This window comes from Nitrosomonas sp. (assembly GCF_022842015.1).
Lineage (GTDB): Bacteria > Pseudomonadota > Gammaproteobacteria > Burkholderiales > Nitrosomonadaceae > Nitrosomonas.
Genome location: NZ_JALHQJ010000031.1, coordinates 1 through 15,714 on the forward strand (window position 1 = coordinate 1; position 15,714 = coordinate 15,714).

10 protein-coding genes are annotated in these 15,714 nt (G+C 45.1%); 7 read left to right on the plus strand and 3 right to left on the minus strand.

Features of this window, described 5'->3' with window-relative positions; all coding sequences use genetic code 11:
• From Q0C11_RS07485 to Q0C11_RS07495, 3 genes are all read right to left on the minus strand, one after another.
• On the minus strand, positions 1-2,816 hold a 2,816-nt coding region (locus tag Q0C11_RS07485), incomplete at its 3' end, for a peroxidase family protein (RefSeq protein ID WP_293006939.1).
• 710 nt (positions 2,817-3,526) lie between these two features.
• Positions 3,527-3,979 (minus strand): PGPGW domain-containing protein, encoded by a 453-nt coding sequence (locus Q0C11_RS07490; protein ID WP_293006940.1) that lies wholly within the window; start codon positions 3,977-3,979, stop codon positions 3,527-3,529.
• Positions 3,980-4,146: 167 nt separating this feature from the next.
• On the minus strand, positions 4,147-4,965 hold the full coding sequence (locus tag Q0C11_RS07495) for a methane monooxygenase/ammonia monooxygenase subunit C (protein WP_293006941.1): 819 nt from the start codon (positions 4,963-4,965) through the stop codon (positions 4,147-4,149).
• 352 nt (positions 4,966-5,317) lie between these two features.
• On the opposite strand from Q0C11_RS07495, the gene Q0C11_RS07500 reads away from it, so the two are divergent.
• The 7 genes from Q0C11_RS07500 to Q0C11_RS07530 all read left to right on the plus strand — a co-directional run bounded on the left by Q0C11_RS07500 (position 5,318) and on the right by Q0C11_RS07530 (position 15,558).
• A complete protein-coding gene (locus Q0C11_RS07500; protein WP_293006942.1) occupies positions 5,318-7,042 on the plus strand; it encodes a porin in 1,725 nt (574 codons plus the stop codon).
• Positions 7,043-7,238: 196 nt separating this feature from the next.
• Complete coding sequence (locus Q0C11_RS07505) at positions 7,239-8,264, plus strand: PstS family phosphate ABC transporter substrate-binding protein (RefSeq protein ID WP_293006943.1); 1,026 nt, start codon at positions 7,239-7,241, stop codon at positions 8,262-8,264.
• A gap of 183 nt (positions 8,265-8,447) precedes the next feature.
• The gene (locus tag Q0C11_RS07510; protein ID WP_293006944.1) at positions 8,448-9,959 is read left to right on the plus strand and encodes an ABC transporter permease; all 1,512 of its coding nucleotides are present in this window, start codon (positions 8,448-8,450) and stop codon (positions 9,957-9,959) included.
• A complete protein-coding gene (locus tag Q0C11_RS07515; protein ID WP_293006945.1) occupies positions 9,956-12,007 on the plus strand; it encodes an ABC transporter ATP-binding protein in 2,052 nt (683 codons plus the stop codon). The genes Q0C11_RS07510 and Q0C11_RS07515 overlap by 4 nt, the downstream gene beginning before the upstream one ends.
• Before the next feature lie 4 nt (positions 12,008-12,011).
• Positions 12,012-13,622 carry a peptide chain release factor 3 gene (locus tag Q0C11_RS07520; protein ID WP_293006946.1) on the plus strand — a complete coding sequence of 537 codons (1,611 nt, stop codon included), beginning with the start codon at positions 12,012-12,014 and terminating at the stop codon, positions 13,620-13,622.
• Positions 13,623-13,633: 11 nt separating this feature from the next.
• Positions 13,634-14,695, plus strand: coding sequence for a metallophosphoesterase (locus Q0C11_RS07525; RefSeq protein ID WP_293006947.1), 1,062 nt, complete (start codon positions 13,634-13,636; stop codon positions 14,693-14,695).
• On the plus strand, positions 14,692-15,558 hold the full coding sequence (locus Q0C11_RS07530) for a YicC/YloC family endoribonuclease (protein ID WP_293006948.1): 867 nt from the start codon (positions 14,692-14,694) through the stop codon (positions 15,556-15,558). Before Q0C11_RS07525 ends, Q0C11_RS07530 begins: the two co-directional genes overlap by 4 nt.
• Positions 15,559-15,714: the final 156 nt, after the last annotated feature.

The window sequence follows — 15,714 nt, forward strand, 5'->3', positions numbered from 1 at the left end:
CCAGCGCCGCCATTAATGAAATCGTGACCGTCGCCGCCCTTGATGTTGTCATCCCCGCTAGAATCGGTAATGCGATCATTGCCGTCACCGCCATTGATCGAGTCATTGCCTGCACCCCCCTCGAGACGATCATTGCCGCCATCGCCCCAGAGCGTATCGTCACCAGCGCCAGCGCGTAACCGGTCATTACTTTCCGTACCACCCATCACAATATGGTCTTCACCTATGTAGCGTATGGTGTCTGGACCCAGTGTGGTGTCACGAATCAGTAAATCTGTTTCATCATAAGGTGTGTCAGGGTCATTAATGATCGTTCCGCTGACAGTTTGCGCGCTGGCTTCAAAGGTGTAAGTCGGCGTGGAGAACACATCAAAAGGCAAATGCTTCACATCCGGCAGATTGCGCATGATCATCTCGGCGAATGAGTTTTCTTCCAATTGTGTCAGGAAATCCATTCCGGCCGTGCGTGCCAGATAATAGAAGCGATCACCGTTTTGCAGGTTTTCCATCTGTGTCTCAAACACATAATTGAATGTAGAACCCAGCAAACCGCCAAAGGGTGCTTGCTTCTCAGCCATGCCGCCAATCCAGAAATCGACGCTATCCAATCCGGAATTCGCCGTTGTGTAAGCACCTGTGCTGTTCATGAAATTGGCACGATCAGCGGGTACTGCTCCTGGTGGGCCACCCTTAACGAGTAAATCTGCGGCGGCACGCTTGTCTTCCATGGTCGTTGCACTATTAATACTCGGATGATTGCCGTAGGCCGCTATAAAATTGGTGAGCGATTCCGGATTTTTGAGATCTAATTTAAAATCGTTCCAACTTTCGTACGGTGCCAATGCGGGATGACCGACATCATCAAAAAACATGCGCCGCGCATCGTTCAGCCCCGGCATTCCCGTATCCCGTCCACGCGTGATATTGATCGTTGGAAGATCAAGAGGGAGTCCTAACAGATTATTACGTAAAGCTTCGGTCACAAATTCATCAACCTCATTGCCGACTTGTGCGGTCATGCCCCTGACAACGGCAGCAGCAGCTTCAGAATTATTCGCGTAGTCAGCACCAAACTCGACCGGATTCAAAAATGCCTGAATCAGCCCTATATCATTGGAATTACCATTCTCATCTATTCTTTCCACTTTTTCGGTCAACATCGAGTGACCAAAGCGATACACCACATGGGCAAATTCAGCCATGATGGCTGGATCAATCGTGCTGTCATAACCGATGAAAACGTCGACATTAGGCTGCACCTTGCGGGCAAATTCTTCGAACACCAGATGCTGATACTGCATTTCAGTCGCAAAACGTGCAGCCTGAAACAATTTATCGCCATCCCAGTTCCCATTAGGTAGCTGCCATTGGTCAATGAATGCAGGATCATTACTGGCCGTAATCAATGCCTTGACTTCATCAACTTTCCGATTGTGCTCAGCATGAAACACGGTATGCACCGTAGTCAGACCGATGTTTTCGTTACCGCGGCCATCGCCGGTAATAAAGTGTGCATCCAGCAACTCGTCGTCGTATGTGCCAGGAGCCGGTGTGTTGCCAACATTGGTGTCCGGATCAGGATTTAGTGCACCCGAAAGAAATTTCGGTACTGCAGTATGTGCGATATCATCTAAAAACGCATGGCCGGTGCGTACTGCATTGCCCGGGATATTAACGCCATCTCCGCCATTTGCTGCTGGATTCCCTTGAACCAACCCACTGGTGGTGACGATTTGCACGAAGCCATTGGATCCTGGAATAAACTTGCCGTAGGTATCGGTCGCCAGTAACGGCAGATTGGTCAAGTCTGCATCAGTCAGGTTTATACCCAGCATGCTTTGTGCTTGTGCCTTGATATCCGCCCAGGTCGCCAGACCATCTCCAGTAGTGCTGTCTTCAAGCAGATTCCCGGTTGAAACGGGCCTTCCAGCACCATTTAATTCATATTCGCGCAGAAATACCTGGTGTGACGGATGTGAGGTATAGGTTTGGTTCTGGTCAACGAAAGGCGTGGTCTGATTCACATGGTCGCGTACATCGTCAGCGGTACCCATGACTCCATCAGGGCCGGGTTTATTGGTTGCCCGCGTAAGCGCCATGAAACGCAAACTCTCCGGTAAATCATCAAGGCTTTCATCAACACCGACGGTTAATGGGTCATCACCAAGGATTCCATCCGGACCGGTAACCAAAGGATCGTCATCCAACAATGGAACGAAAACTGTTCCGCTTTGGCCCTTATTGACGAGATCCAGCCCGTGATCAAAAAACTGACCAAAAAAGGTGAACCAGGAATTATAAGGCGCCGACAAACCGGCATCTGGCGTGACATTCGGTATGAAGTAGGTTTGAAACGGTGAGCCATCCGCCCGCGTGCCATTGACCAACTCGGATCCCGGGGTTCCATTTGCAACCGCTACCACAGCCGGATTTGTCGCCGTCTGATCAGAAATCAAATTACTGACCGTGCGCGGTTGTGAATCAAACACGGCACCCGTGGTTTGATTATAATGGGTTGATTGGCCTACGGTTTGCGGGCCTGGACCATCTGGATCAAACGTAATCTGCTCCCCTGGGCGCAAGAAAATATCCAATCCACGCGGGAAAACTTGATCCGCGGAACCAAACAACGATTGCCCCGGTAACAAGTTGTTGTAAGTGCCACTGACAGTACGCATACCAAAAGGCAGCAACGGATCACCCACAAGTCCTGGTAATGCGTTGAAAGTGCCTGCTTGCTGTGCTGTGGAATCTGCTTCAGTAATCGCTAGCTGCTGAAGTAGAAAATCCAGGTCGGTTCTGCTGAAATTTGCCATTTTATCTGACTCCTATAATTGTCTATACATTTAGCAAGCTAGGCACTTTTTGCACTGTGCTGACTTACTACACTTAAATTAATAATTTTTGTTAATTCCTTATCTCTACCAATCAAGTGTGGTTTGATACTCAGCAGATCACCGGTTATCAGAACGATCACTCCGATTTATTGAGTAATTCTTACCCTCGAGTAATATTGTTATATTAGAACTACTGGATGACTGGATGAAATGCCACACAGTTAAGAATTCTCTACTGTTGCATCTAAGAGATAGCCTATCGGCTATAAGAAAATAGTATGTTTGCAAGTAAAGTAAATGCAGTGTTTGAATTTAAGTTATTCTTCTAATTCATCTATCATAAAATATAGTGTTTTTTTGTTATTGTTATTTTGATCAATTCAGAAGTTAATTTATGTTCAAAGCCCTTCACTTTCTAACTGATACAACTTTCTTATTATTCTTAATTTCTTCATCCACCTTTGTCTATTTGACGATTCAATGATATTCATAAATTCTTCACAACATAAGTGACAGGCAGCAGTAATTTAACAGTAGCTTTATACTAATTATGTCCTGAAATAGATAGGATTTCACTTACAAATAAAGTTATTTTATTCTTATAATCAAATGGGTAATCATGCAGAAAAATTACGAAAGAATTGTGAAGAAATTGTGAACTGAATTCAGCCGGCTCCAGCAATAATGGATTAAAGCAATGGCTTTTTATTCGAGTTAGTTGATAACGTTAGTGGAAGTTTATTGAATTTATGACGTATCGTATTAATAGCATTCAAAAGCAGTGGTTGTCCGATAATTCTGGCTTCCAGGTTGCGCTTATTGGGAAAATCTAGGAATGAAATCCCAATAAGCATAGTCAATAGACCTTGTCCCGGCAGAAAAAGCATCAGGAAGCCTGCAAGCAGGAATACAAAGCCAACAACGTTTTTAATGATCAAGCCGATCATGCGCAATACGGGATGATGGTCTTTCATCCAATGACGAGGAACGCGCAAATCGAAATAGTCACTCGGCAAGCGAATCAAGATCCACGGAATCGCGACCAAAGAAGCAATGAAGCCAATGATTGACACGATCGTCAAACCGATCAATACATCGATAGATATCCATTGATGAATCGTCGCGACTATATTTTGCAGCATGAGAAATTAACCCGATAAATTAAAAATCATCCAGATCGCTCCGAATAATCTAAGGGGGAAAATAGTAACTGCACTAAGGAAGAAGGAATTCCTACTGCTTGCTTGTTGCAAGCAGTAGGAACAATGCTACGACATCAAAGATTGAATTAAGAAACCATACTTGTTGGTTAGATTTTGTCTGGAACGATACGATTGTTCAGAATATCTCTGCTTGCGTTGTTCCAGGTTACATCAGTCAGGTTAGAGTAACGGGTGATAATCTGTGCTGCAATACCACCTGAGAATAAACCTGCCCAGCCCAAAATCACAAATCCCCAATGCAAAGGCGCGCTAAACAGTTCTTCCATGAACCAGAATGCATGTCCCCATTCGTTCAATCCTACGTTTGGCAGAATCATCAATGGGCCTGCAATCGCCATGACCAACGGGAATGATGTGCCACGGCTATACAGTGGCAGACGGGTCATCGCGTACAGGTATGACGCTACACCGCATACAATGTACATCGGGAATGAACCATAAAATACCACTACGTGACTTGGCGTAAAGCTCGTGTCACGTATAATCACTTGGTGCCATGATGCATCTTGTTCGGTAAAGAAGCTGCCGCCCCAGTAAACACCAAACAAGTAAACACCCAGCCACATCATCCAGTAAAAATAACGTTTGATCTCTAGCTTGGTGTCCAGATTGTCCAGTTGCTCCTTGGTGTCACGGGTCTTCAGTATCCAGCCCCAGGTTACCAACGCAAACAAAGGCATCAGAGTCATGTGTACCCGCCACAGTCCCATCCATACCTTGTCAAATTCCGGTTCCATCGAGTCCATACCGTGCGAATATGCGAATGTCCTTTGGTACCAGATCCAAAATATCGCTACCAAAAGCATCGTTAACATGCCTATCTTGTAATATTTTGAGTCATACCACAGCGACATGTCGTAGTTGGCGCTCGCTGCGCCGCTAGTTGTGCCATAGGTTGTTGCCATCTTATCCTCCTACTAATTTAACAGTTTGCTAATAGAAAATGTGTTTGACGTGGCAAATAGATTTTCACCACTAAACATAGATATAGACAGGTGCTTTTAGCATGAAAGTTCCCGTCAATCCGTAAAAACTCTCTCCGACCTTCACAAAAAATTTACATATTATAATAGGCAGAGGCATCATGCAAATTAATGATGTACATTTCAATCAGTTAATCAATAAATCGCAAGCCAATAAGTAATATTCCTGTCACAGTTCTGTAAAAAAAATAGTGTTGTCACAAAAATGTAACATTGCTGTTATATAACTGCTGTCGTGTCTAGTAATTTTTTTCAACCCCCGGATTAACGACAGATGATGAAATTTTTCAGCCCTATTTTAGCAACCTTAGTGATATTCAGTTTATGCGTCTTTTCCAACGCTTATGCATTGGAATTGTATGTTGATACAAAAACCAAACAAGTTTTTGCAGAACCGGGACCTGGCAGAATTCTTATGGGAACGTATGTAAAAGCCGATAGTCCGCCGGCACAATCAGAACCCCCAAAAGTAGCTACAACACCATCCCCAGCGTCCACTGAATCAGCGAAAAAAGCGACAGTTGCTGGATCGACTCTGATGCGCGAAGACAAAACTACGGAAGTTGCGGACAAAACCATTCAAGAACGTCTAGCCAGTCAAGTCTCAGTGCTGGAAGAGCGCATCAAAGATGTTGAAAAAATACATGGTACGTTTGATGATCGAGGTCTGCATTGGGAAACTAAAGACGGAAATTTTTCAATGTCGATCAACGGGCGGATACAGCCGGCTTCACAATATAATTTTGTCAATGATCCTGACCCCGCTTTTGGAACGCACACGGCGAATGAGTTGAATAGTGGCATGAATATCCGCCGCGCGCGTCTGGGTGCTGAAGGCACTTTTTATAAAATATGGGATTATAAATTCGAGTTTGATTTTAGTCGCGGCAATGGCTCTGTCGGATCTGGAATTACTGATGCTTTCGTGCGCTTGAATCATACGGATGCACTTTCCTATAAAATCGGTTCCTTCAAAGAACCATTCAGTTTGGAAGAAGCAGCCAGCAATCGGTTTCTTACTTTCATCGAACGTCACATGTCAGTTAACTCGTTTGTAGATAACCCCAATACCTACAAAACAGGTATTGGTGCCAATTATGCAGTAACACGATTCCAGACCGGATTGGCTTTTCAAACTGAGCCTATTGGCGCATGGTCAGCTGCATCAACCTCAGTCAATGCCAATGGCAACCAGAGCCGCAACAACGGTTCAGGCGACACCGGGTGGCAAGGCATAGGACGTATCAGTGGCAGACCATGGATGGAAGATGAAACTAAATTCTTACATGTGGGCCTTTCTGCAGGCCATACAGTTGTCAACACGCAATATCGTGCTGATGGCACTATGGTTGGAGAAGGATCTAATGGCGGTGGGGGTGGCATGTCATTCGTCGCGTTCCCAGGAACCAACGTGGATCGCACCAACGTCTTGAATACCGGCAACTTGAGTTCCGGTGCGCTAAATGATCCTAATCGCCGCGAAATCAACAGCTACGATCGATATGGTGCAGAAGCATGGTTTGTGCATGGCCCCTTCTCTGCACAGGCAGAGTTCTTACGCACCAATATTAATGGCGTTGGTTATGGCAATGAACATCTAACCGGCTATTATGGTTTTGTCAGTTATTTCTTAACCGGCGAATCCAAAGCCTATCATGTCAGAAACGGTGCAGCAAACAGGATTAGGCCAAATCGCCCATTTCAATGGAATGGCTCGGGATGGGGTGCATTCGAAATTGCTGCCGGTTATGACTACATTGATATGAATTCAGGGATCATCAGAGGTGGGCGAGCCGATATGCTTAGATTCGGCTTCAATTGGTATCCTCATTCAAACGTTAAGTTTCAGGCAAACGTCGTGCATATGTTGGATATCAACACGGCAAGAACACCCATTACCAATACCGATGGATATTCTGGGGGCGCTGGTGCACGCACGAATGGATGGAACAATGGCGATTTCAGTGCGTTCCTGACACAATGGACCATCGATTTCTAAAGCACTCCTATTAATTGCATACTTACTAGGAGCTCAGATAATTTTGAGCTCCTAGTATATTCTTCTTTATTTCCTGAGCTTTAGCTAATATCTATTAGAATACTGCCAACAATTAAACTATAGGCTAGCATTATGTTGATTATGGTCTATGGTATGTTGCACAACACAATCCATGTCACACAAGGAGGATCAAACAATGTCGCAAAAACACACCTTCGATAGTCTGAACATAATGCTCCTGCTCGGCATATGCATGAGCACACTTAGTATTGCAAATGCACAGTCAACGATCAAAACTGATGGCTCTAGTACCGTTTATCCTATTACCAAGGCAGTTGCTGATAAATTCCAAATCGCAAAAAAGAATACCGTCGATGTTACGGTTAATATTTCTGGCAGTGGCGGCGGTTTCAATAAATTCTGCCGTGGTGAGATCGACATCGTGAATGCCTCGCGACCGATCTTGAAAAACGAAATGAAAGATTGTAAAAATTCCCGCATTCAATACGTTGAAATCCCGATTGCTTTCGATGCCTTAACTGTAGCAGTTAATCCGGAAAATAATTGGGGAACAGCCATGACATTAGCCGAATTGAAAAAAATATGGGAACCAGCAGCTCAAGGCACTATTACCCGATGGAAACAAGTCAACCCAACATGGCCCGATGAACCGATTAAACTTTATGGCGCAGATTCAAATTCCGGCACTTATGATTACTTTACGAAAGCCATCGTAGGTAAGGCCAAATCAAGCCGCAGTGATTTCACTGAATCCGAAGATGACAACGTGTTGGTTAATGGCGTGGCAAGCGATAAGAATGCGATGGGATTTTTTGGATTTGCCTATTATATTGAAAATGATAACAAAGTCACAGCTGTTGCTATAAATAATGGGAAAGGACAAGGTCCTATCCCTCCGTCGGTCGAAACTGTTGAAAACGGCAGATATCAACCCTTATCACGCCCGATCTTTATCTACGTCAATATCAAAGCTGTTGAGAAACCTGAAGTTAAGGAATTTGTAGAATTTTATTTGAAGAATGCTCTCTTACTGGTAAAGGAAGCTAGTTTTTTTCCATTACCGCCCAGAGCTTATACCACAATGCTTGAGCACTTTAACAAAAAAAGAATTGGTTCAGTATTTAGTGGGATACCGGCGGTAGGTCTTACTATCGACGAACTAATCAGACGCGAGGATCGACTTCCGTACGAAAATTTTTAAACTACTAAATACGAAATAGGTAATTGTCAGAAAATTACTGGTCACTTTAACAACAACTGCTAATAATTCCTTAACGCAATTACTAGCAGTTGTTGTTTTTTTCAAATTCCACACCCTTTTATGATATAAGTCCACCATTACAATTAATATGACATTATCACCTCTGTCACCACTCTCCTAATTATGCCTTTCAGCCCAATTATCCTGTGGACAGACGCGCTTATATATTTATTCGTAGGTATTGTACTTTTTTTGATTTGCTATGTAAGACGGAACGAACATCTATTGACACCCTGGAAACGTGTAGGACATAGTGCCAGCGGCATGTCTGCGCTGACTGTGCTACTTTTTTTCCTGATCGTAGGGTTACTCGATACGATCCATTTCCGGCCCGCTCTTGAGCACAAAACCCCAAACGGAGAAAGAGTCTACAGTGTAGAGGTCTTAAGCCTGCTTGATCTCTTGGTAACACCACTGCGCACCAATATGGAAAAAACCTATTCCGCGCCATTGGCCACACATCTCTACGCAAAAGAAACGATTGAACTTCCCGATGGAAAGCAAATTCGAATCTTCGCTCGACTTAAGTATGGTGGAAGCCACCTGAAAAATCCGGATAAGGATCATGTCAATGATATTATATGGCGCAGCGCAAAAGGATTGATGGTTGGCTCTCTGGTCTGGTGCTTATTGGCCGCAGGTTTAATCAATTTTTTGTCGCATCGTCATCAGGAAAAATTCACCCAAACCATCGCAACCATTTTGCAACGCAAAACGGAAATTCCCTGGTACGCCATTTTGATCACATTATTAATCCTCTTGATGATCATCGGTTGTGGAACAGCGTTAGCCAGCCATTATCATGTATTGGGTACCGACAAGGTTGGGCAAGATATTTTGTATCAATCACTTAAAAGTATTCGTATCGCTTTAGTCATTGGTACGCTAACTACGTTGATCATGCTGCCGTTTGCACTGTTGCTCGGCATTATGGCTGGTTATTTCAGAGGCTGGATTGATGATGTCATTCAATATACTTACACCACATTAAATTCCATACCTAGCGTATTATTGATCGCCGCTGCAGTTCTTATGATGCAAGTGTATATTGAAACCCATTCGGAATTGTTCGAAACCATCGCTGCACGCGCCGATCTACGCTTGCTCTTTCTGTGCATTATACTTGGCGTTACCAGTTGGACCAGCTTATGCCGCTTGCTTCGCGGCGAAGCCATGAAGCTGCGTGAATTGGAATATATCCAGGCGGCACATGCATTTGGCGTCTCACATTGGCGCATCATCACGCGGCATATTTTACCGAATGTAATGCACATCGTGTTAATTGCGACTGTGATGGATTTTAGTGGTTTAGTTCTGGCCGAGGCGGTGTTATCTTATGTCGGCGTTGGCGTCGATCCTTCCATGATGAGCTTTGGCACGATGATTAACGCGGCACGCTTGGAAATGGCGCGTGAACCCATGGTCTGGTGGGCATTGCTATCAGCATTCATCTTTATGTTCACTTTGGTATTGAGCGCCAATTTGTTTGCCGATGCAGTACAAAACGCATTAGATCCGCGCAGAAGGACGTTAAAACAAAGCAAGAGGTTCTTTCAAAAGCCAGACAATAAAGAACAAACACCCAGCAAATTATCCCAAGCTATTAAGCCAACAGGGTCATCTCATCAGCCATGAAGAATTTGCTGGAAATTGAAAACCTTGAAACCTTGCTTCACACCGGCGATACACCCGTACGCGCAGTCGATGGATTGTCACTTGAGATTTTCCCTGGTGAAACGTTTGCGTTACTGGGAGAATCCGGCTGCGGCAAATCGATGACAGCACTCTCCATTATGCGCTTGTTACCTGAAGTAGGCGAAATTGTCGCCGGGCAGGTTAAAATTAACGGCACAGATCTCTTACAATTATCTGAAGCCGGTATGCGCACAATCCGCGGCAAGCGCATCAGTATGATTTTTCAGGAACCGATGTTGAGCCTGAATCCAGTTCTCACTATCGCCGAGCAAATTGAAGAAGTATTGAACCAGCATTTGCAGTTATCCAAGGGCGCAACCAAGAAACGCATTCAGGAACTGTTAGAGCAAGTTGGCATTCCCGATGCAACGCAGCGCATGCATGAATATCCGTTCCAGTTTTCCGGTGGCATGAAACAGCGTGCTATGATCGCCATGGCGCTTGCAGGCGAACCTGAATTACTCATTGCCGATGAGCCAACGACAGCCTTGGATGTAACGATTCAGGCACAAGTCCTGGATCTAATGCGACAAATCCAGATACGCACGCACATGGCAATTTTACTGATCACACATGATCTAGGTGTGGTCGCCGAAATGGCCCAACGCATTGCAGTGATGTACGCAGGAGAAATCGTCGAACTGGCCTCCCGACATGATTTCTTTCAGCATCCAGCTCATCCCTATTCGCAGCAATTGTTTGCATCTTTACCCGGGAAACAAAAACGCGATCAGGCGCTAGCCGTGATTCAGGGCAATGTGCCCTCCCTCGCGCAACAGTTTAACGGCTGCCGTTTTGTTGATCGTTGTAACCAAGCATTGGCTATCTGTCACAATACAATTCCCCAGTGGTATCCGGTAACATCGGGCCATCAAGTGCGATGTCATTTGTATCAGCAAAATGCCCTAGGGAAACCACCGATCGATAACACTAATCAGTGCATAACTACGTTAGATGTCAAATCCAATACGACAGAAGAAACTTTATTACAGGTTACCGACCTCAAAGTACATTTTCCGATCCGCAAAGGATTACTCAAGCGCATAGTCGGTCACGTCAAAGCAGTCGACGGTGTATCGCTGAAAATTGTTACCGGAAAAACTTTAGCATTAGTCGGTGAATCAGGGTGTGGCAAAACAACCATTGGCAAAAGCATTTTGCAATTGATTAAACCAACTGCCGGGAGTGTACGCTTCAGAAACCAAGAACTGGTTGCTCTAAAACGCAGCCAGTTGCGGCAAATACGTTCCCAATTTCAAATCATATTTCAGGACCCCTACTCTTCACTGAATCCACGCATGCGAATTATTGAGATTCTGCGAGAGGGCATGGATGCCTTAGCAATCAGTAAAAAGAATGATTCTAAAACTCGGGATCAATCATCAAACTATTCAAGAGAGGAAGAAATTAATGCGTTATTGCGGCAAGTTGGTTTGCCTGTTGAGGTAAAATGGCGTTATCCGCATGAGTTCTCCGGTGGGCAACGGCAGCGCATCGCCATTGCACGCGCTTTGGCGGTTAACCCAGAGCTATTAATCTGCGATGAGCCAACTAGCGCACTCGATGTGTCGGTTCAAGCACAAATCCTGAATCTGCTCAAATCGCTGCAAAATAATTTAGGACTTGCATTTTTGTTTATTACCCACAATATCGCTGTTGTGGAATATTTAGCTGATGAGGTTGCCGTCATGTATCTGGGACGAATTGTTGAATATGGACGCATTAATGAGGTGATGAACCACCCTAGACACCCCTACACCCAGGCGTTGCTATCGTCAGTTCCGCAAATCGCATCTGATCCTGACCGCCACATCATTGCGCTGAAAGGAGATTTACCATCACCAGTCACGCCACCTACCGGTTGCCATTTCCATCCGCGTTGTGCCAGCGCCATGCCGATTTGCCGCGTAACCTACCCCCCGGCAAGCACATTCAGCACAACGCACACAACCCATTGTTTCCTTTATCCACACGAACAAGTTTCTTGAAATTATGAGTATTCATAACGAAGTGGCGCGCCGCCGCACTTTCGCCATCATTTCACATCCCGATGCAGGTAAAACAACGCTGACAGAAAAATTGTTGATGTATGCTGGCGCGATTCATATCGCCGGTAGCGTAAAAGCACGCAAAGCCAGTCGTCACGCCACCTCGGATTGGATGGAGATCGAAAAACAACGCGGCATCTCGGTCGCCAGTTCAGTAATGCAAATGGAATACCGCGATTGCATCATCAACTTACTGGATACACCCGGTCACCAGGACTTCTCGGAAGATACCTATCGTGTACTCACCGCAGTCGATGCCGCATTGATGGTGATTGATGCCGCCAACGGCGTTGAAGCTCAGACACTTCGTCTACTGGAGGTTTGCCGGGCACGTAATACCCCTATCATCACATTTGTCAATAAAATGGATCGTGAGGTGCGCGAACCGCTGGATTTGATCGATGAAATCGAACGTACCCTCGGTATGGCTACAATTCCATTCACTTGGCCTGTTGGTATGGGGAAAAACTTCCATGGCGTATGTGATCTGAAAAATGATTGTATGCGCGTATTCCAACCTGGATCCGACCGCATCGACAGCAAAAATGAGGTGATCGCGCATTTCCAAGATCCGCAGATCCAGCAGCGTTTTGGTAGTGATTTATCTACCGCATTACAGGCAATCGAGTTGATCAGGGGTGCTTCACCGACTTTTGATCATGCGGCTTTTCTTGCGGGTCAACAAACTCCTGTTTTCTTTGGTTCCGCGATCAACAACTTTGGTGTACGGGAAATTCTTGATGCTTTGGTCGATTTGGCGCCACCGCCGGAGTCACGTAACGCGATTCAGCGTGAAGTGTTGCCGGATGAAAAAAAATTCTCCGGTATGGTATTTAAAATCCAGGCTAATATGAATCTGGCACATCGCGATCGCATTGCTTTTGTGCGTGTGTGCTCGGGTCATTTCAAGCGTGGCATGAATTTGAAAGTTGCACGTAACGGCAAGGATATCCGTACCAGCACGGTAGTATCTTTTTTATCGCAGCGTCGCGACATTCTTGAAGAAGCGTATCCAGGAGATATCATTGGCATACCGAATCACGGTACGCTGCAACTCGGCGACACTTTAACTGAGGGCGAAGTGTTGCAATTCACCGGATTGCCTTTTTTTGCCCCGGAAATTTTCCGTACCGTTGAAATATCAGATCCGCTACGCAGCAAGCAACTGAAACTGGGATTAACGCAATTAGGTGAAGAAGGTGCGATCCAAGTATTCCGTCCGCATTTGGGCAATATGCTGTTACTGGGTGCGGTCGGTACGTTACAGTTTGAAGTGGTCACTCACCGGCTCCAACATGAGTATGCGGTGGCTGCGCGGATAGCGCCAGCCAAATATCAATTGGCCCGCTGGATTACTTGTGACGATTCACGCGAATTACAACGTTTTATTGAAGCCAATGCGCACCGTATCGCCTACGATGCGGTAGACGCCCCAACCTTTCTGGCCGCTTTTGGCGCAGAATTGAGTGTCGCTGAAGATAATTGGCCCGCGATTCGCTTTCATAAACTGCGCGAACACGCCGGTTTGGTTTTTCAGAATCACATGAACGGATAATGGTCAGTGGGATGAAATGGATATCGATTATTTTATTACTCAATCTTTTTACAGCACCCACATCGGCTAGTAATTTAATTTCCACACCCACTGACCATCTCACTCAATTTGTTGTCATCGGTGACATGCCATACACCGACACAGAATATGCACTGTTAGAACAGCCTGATGGAGCCATCGCCAAAACCATTCGCACACTCAATCCTCCCTTGTTGATCCACTTGGGAGACTTCAAGCAGAGTCGATTAAGTTGTAGCGATGAATTGTTCCAAGATCGTTACCGTCAAATTGCGCAGCTCAATCCGCACAAAATCGTCTATACCCCCGGCGATAATGAATGGGTGGATTGTGACCGATTTACCTTTTCCGCACGTTATGACGAGCTGGAGCGGCTCAGTTTCTTGCGCCAGCTTTTTTTCCACCAGGATCAGTATCAGTTAACTAAAGATATTCCTGATCTTATCCGGCAAGAAGGTTTTATTGAAAACGCGCTATGGGAATCCAATCAAGTTGTTTTTGCCACACTGCATGTTCCTGGAACAAATAATGGCCGTAAGGAAATTTTGCGCAGCAATCTGCAGGATGCCTTGAACGAAGCCGATTATCGCGACCAATCCAACGAGAAATGGCTGCAACGATTATTTATCGCAGCAGAATCCGCGCCGGCAATCGTGATTGCATTGCATGCCGATATTTTTAATTTTGATCATGAAAAACCAGCTTGTACTATCAAAAATCGCACTAACTGCGATGGTTATCGAAAGTTACGTGATTTGATTAAAAGCAAAGTTACACAAATTAACAAGCCGACTCTGGTCATTCATGGCGACTCCCAGGCATATTGCCTGCAACAACCGTACACCTCGATTCCTAATCTTTGGCGGCTCAACGCCCCCGGAGACTACAAATACATTGATGCCAGCCAGGTTGTTTTTGATCCGAAAAATAAAGAAACACCCTTTAGCGTTACCGGCGTACTTGATCGCAAGCCCGCTCCGGCAATTTGCAACTATAGTATTTTCGGTGCATCACGACATTCTCCATACTTATTACCAAGAGCGCAGTTATCATGATATTCAGCATGACCGGTTACGCCGCCGCTAGCCAAGAAACACCCCAAGGATCTTTCAGCATCGAAATACGCTCAGTCAACAACCGCTATCTGGACATTCTATTCCGTCTGCCGGATGAATTTCGCAAGCAAGAAGCAGTTATGCGAGAACTGCTCACTACGCAACTCAGCCGTGGCAAAGTCGAATGTCGCCTGAATTTCTCTCCATTGGCCAATACGGTAAATTTGCAGCAACTGGATGACGCATTATTAGAAAGATTACTGCATCTGGAGCAAGCGATTAAAACACGGCATCCTGCAGCGGCAACGCTAACCGTATCAGAAATTCTTAAATGGCCCGGCATACTGGAAAGTAATCATACAAACTTCGAAGAATTTGATGAAATTGGGATGATGCTACTGCAAGCTGCTCTGGATGATTTAAAAGCCGCACGAATACGTGAAGGTAATAAACTCAGATCAATTTTACTGAATCGCATTCAGCAAATGCGCCAGCTCTTGCAAATGGCATCACCGCGAATTCCGACACTCATTGCAGCATTTGAAGAAAAACTACGTACCCGCTTGGAAGAAATCATAAGCAATAACGAGGATGAACGCATTCGCCAGGAAATCACGCTATTTGCCGGGAAAATCGATGTTGACGAAGAGTTGTCACGTCTACAAGCACATCTGGATGAAGTGGAACGCATTCTAAATAAAGGCGGCTACGTCGGGAAACGACTCGATTTCATGATGCAGGAATTAAATCGTGAAGCCAATACAATCGGATCGAAGTCAGTTGATCTGGAAATCACGCGAATTTCGATGGAATTGAAGGTGATCATTGAGCAGATGCGGGAACAAGTTCAGAATATTGAATGATCAAATCATTCTGGGCTCTAGTAATATTTATTAATTTTATTAGTAGATATTAAAACTACGGTTATTTCATCATTTGCCAAAGCAAAAAATTGCTATGCTTAACTTGTGCTGGTATGGCAGATTTAATCCAGTGTGAAATTGAATTCATTGTTTGGC

Bases quoted from the DNA above. Each gene is read 5' to 3' on its own strand.
- Q0C11_RS07490 (WP_293006940.1), bottom strand. From the start codon at position 3,979: ATGCTGCAAAATATAGTCGCGACGATTCATCAATGGATATCTATCGAT.
- Q0C11_RS07495 (WP_293006941.1), bottom strand. From the start codon at position 4,965: ATGGCAACAACCTATGGCACAACTAGCGGCGCAGCGAGCGCCAACTAC.
- Q0C11_RS07500 (WP_293006942.1), top strand. From the start codon at position 5,318: ATGATGAAATTTTTCAGCCCTATTTTAGCAACCTTAGTGATATTCAGT.
- Q0C11_RS07505 (WP_293006943.1), top strand. From the start codon at position 7,239: ATGTCGCAAAAACACACCTTCGATAGTCTGAACATAATGCTCCTGCTC.
- Q0C11_RS07510 (WP_293006944.1), top strand. From the start codon at position 8,448: ATGCCTTTCAGCCCAATTATCCTGTGGACAGACGCGCTTATATATTTA.
- Q0C11_RS07515 (WP_293006945.1), top strand. From the start codon at position 9,956: ATGAAGAATTTGCTGGAAATTGAAAACCTTGAAACCTTGCTTCACACC.
- Q0C11_RS07520 (WP_293006946.1), top strand. From the start codon at position 12,012: ATGAGTATTCATAACGAAGTGGCGCGCCGCCGCACTTTCGCCATCATT.
- Q0C11_RS07525 (WP_293006947.1), top strand. From the start codon at position 13,634: ATGAAATGGATATCGATTATTTTATTACTCAATCTTTTTACAGCACCC.
- Q0C11_RS07530 (WP_293006948.1), top strand. From the start codon at position 14,692: ATGATATTCAGCATGACCGGTTACGCCGCCGCTAGCCAAGAAACACCC.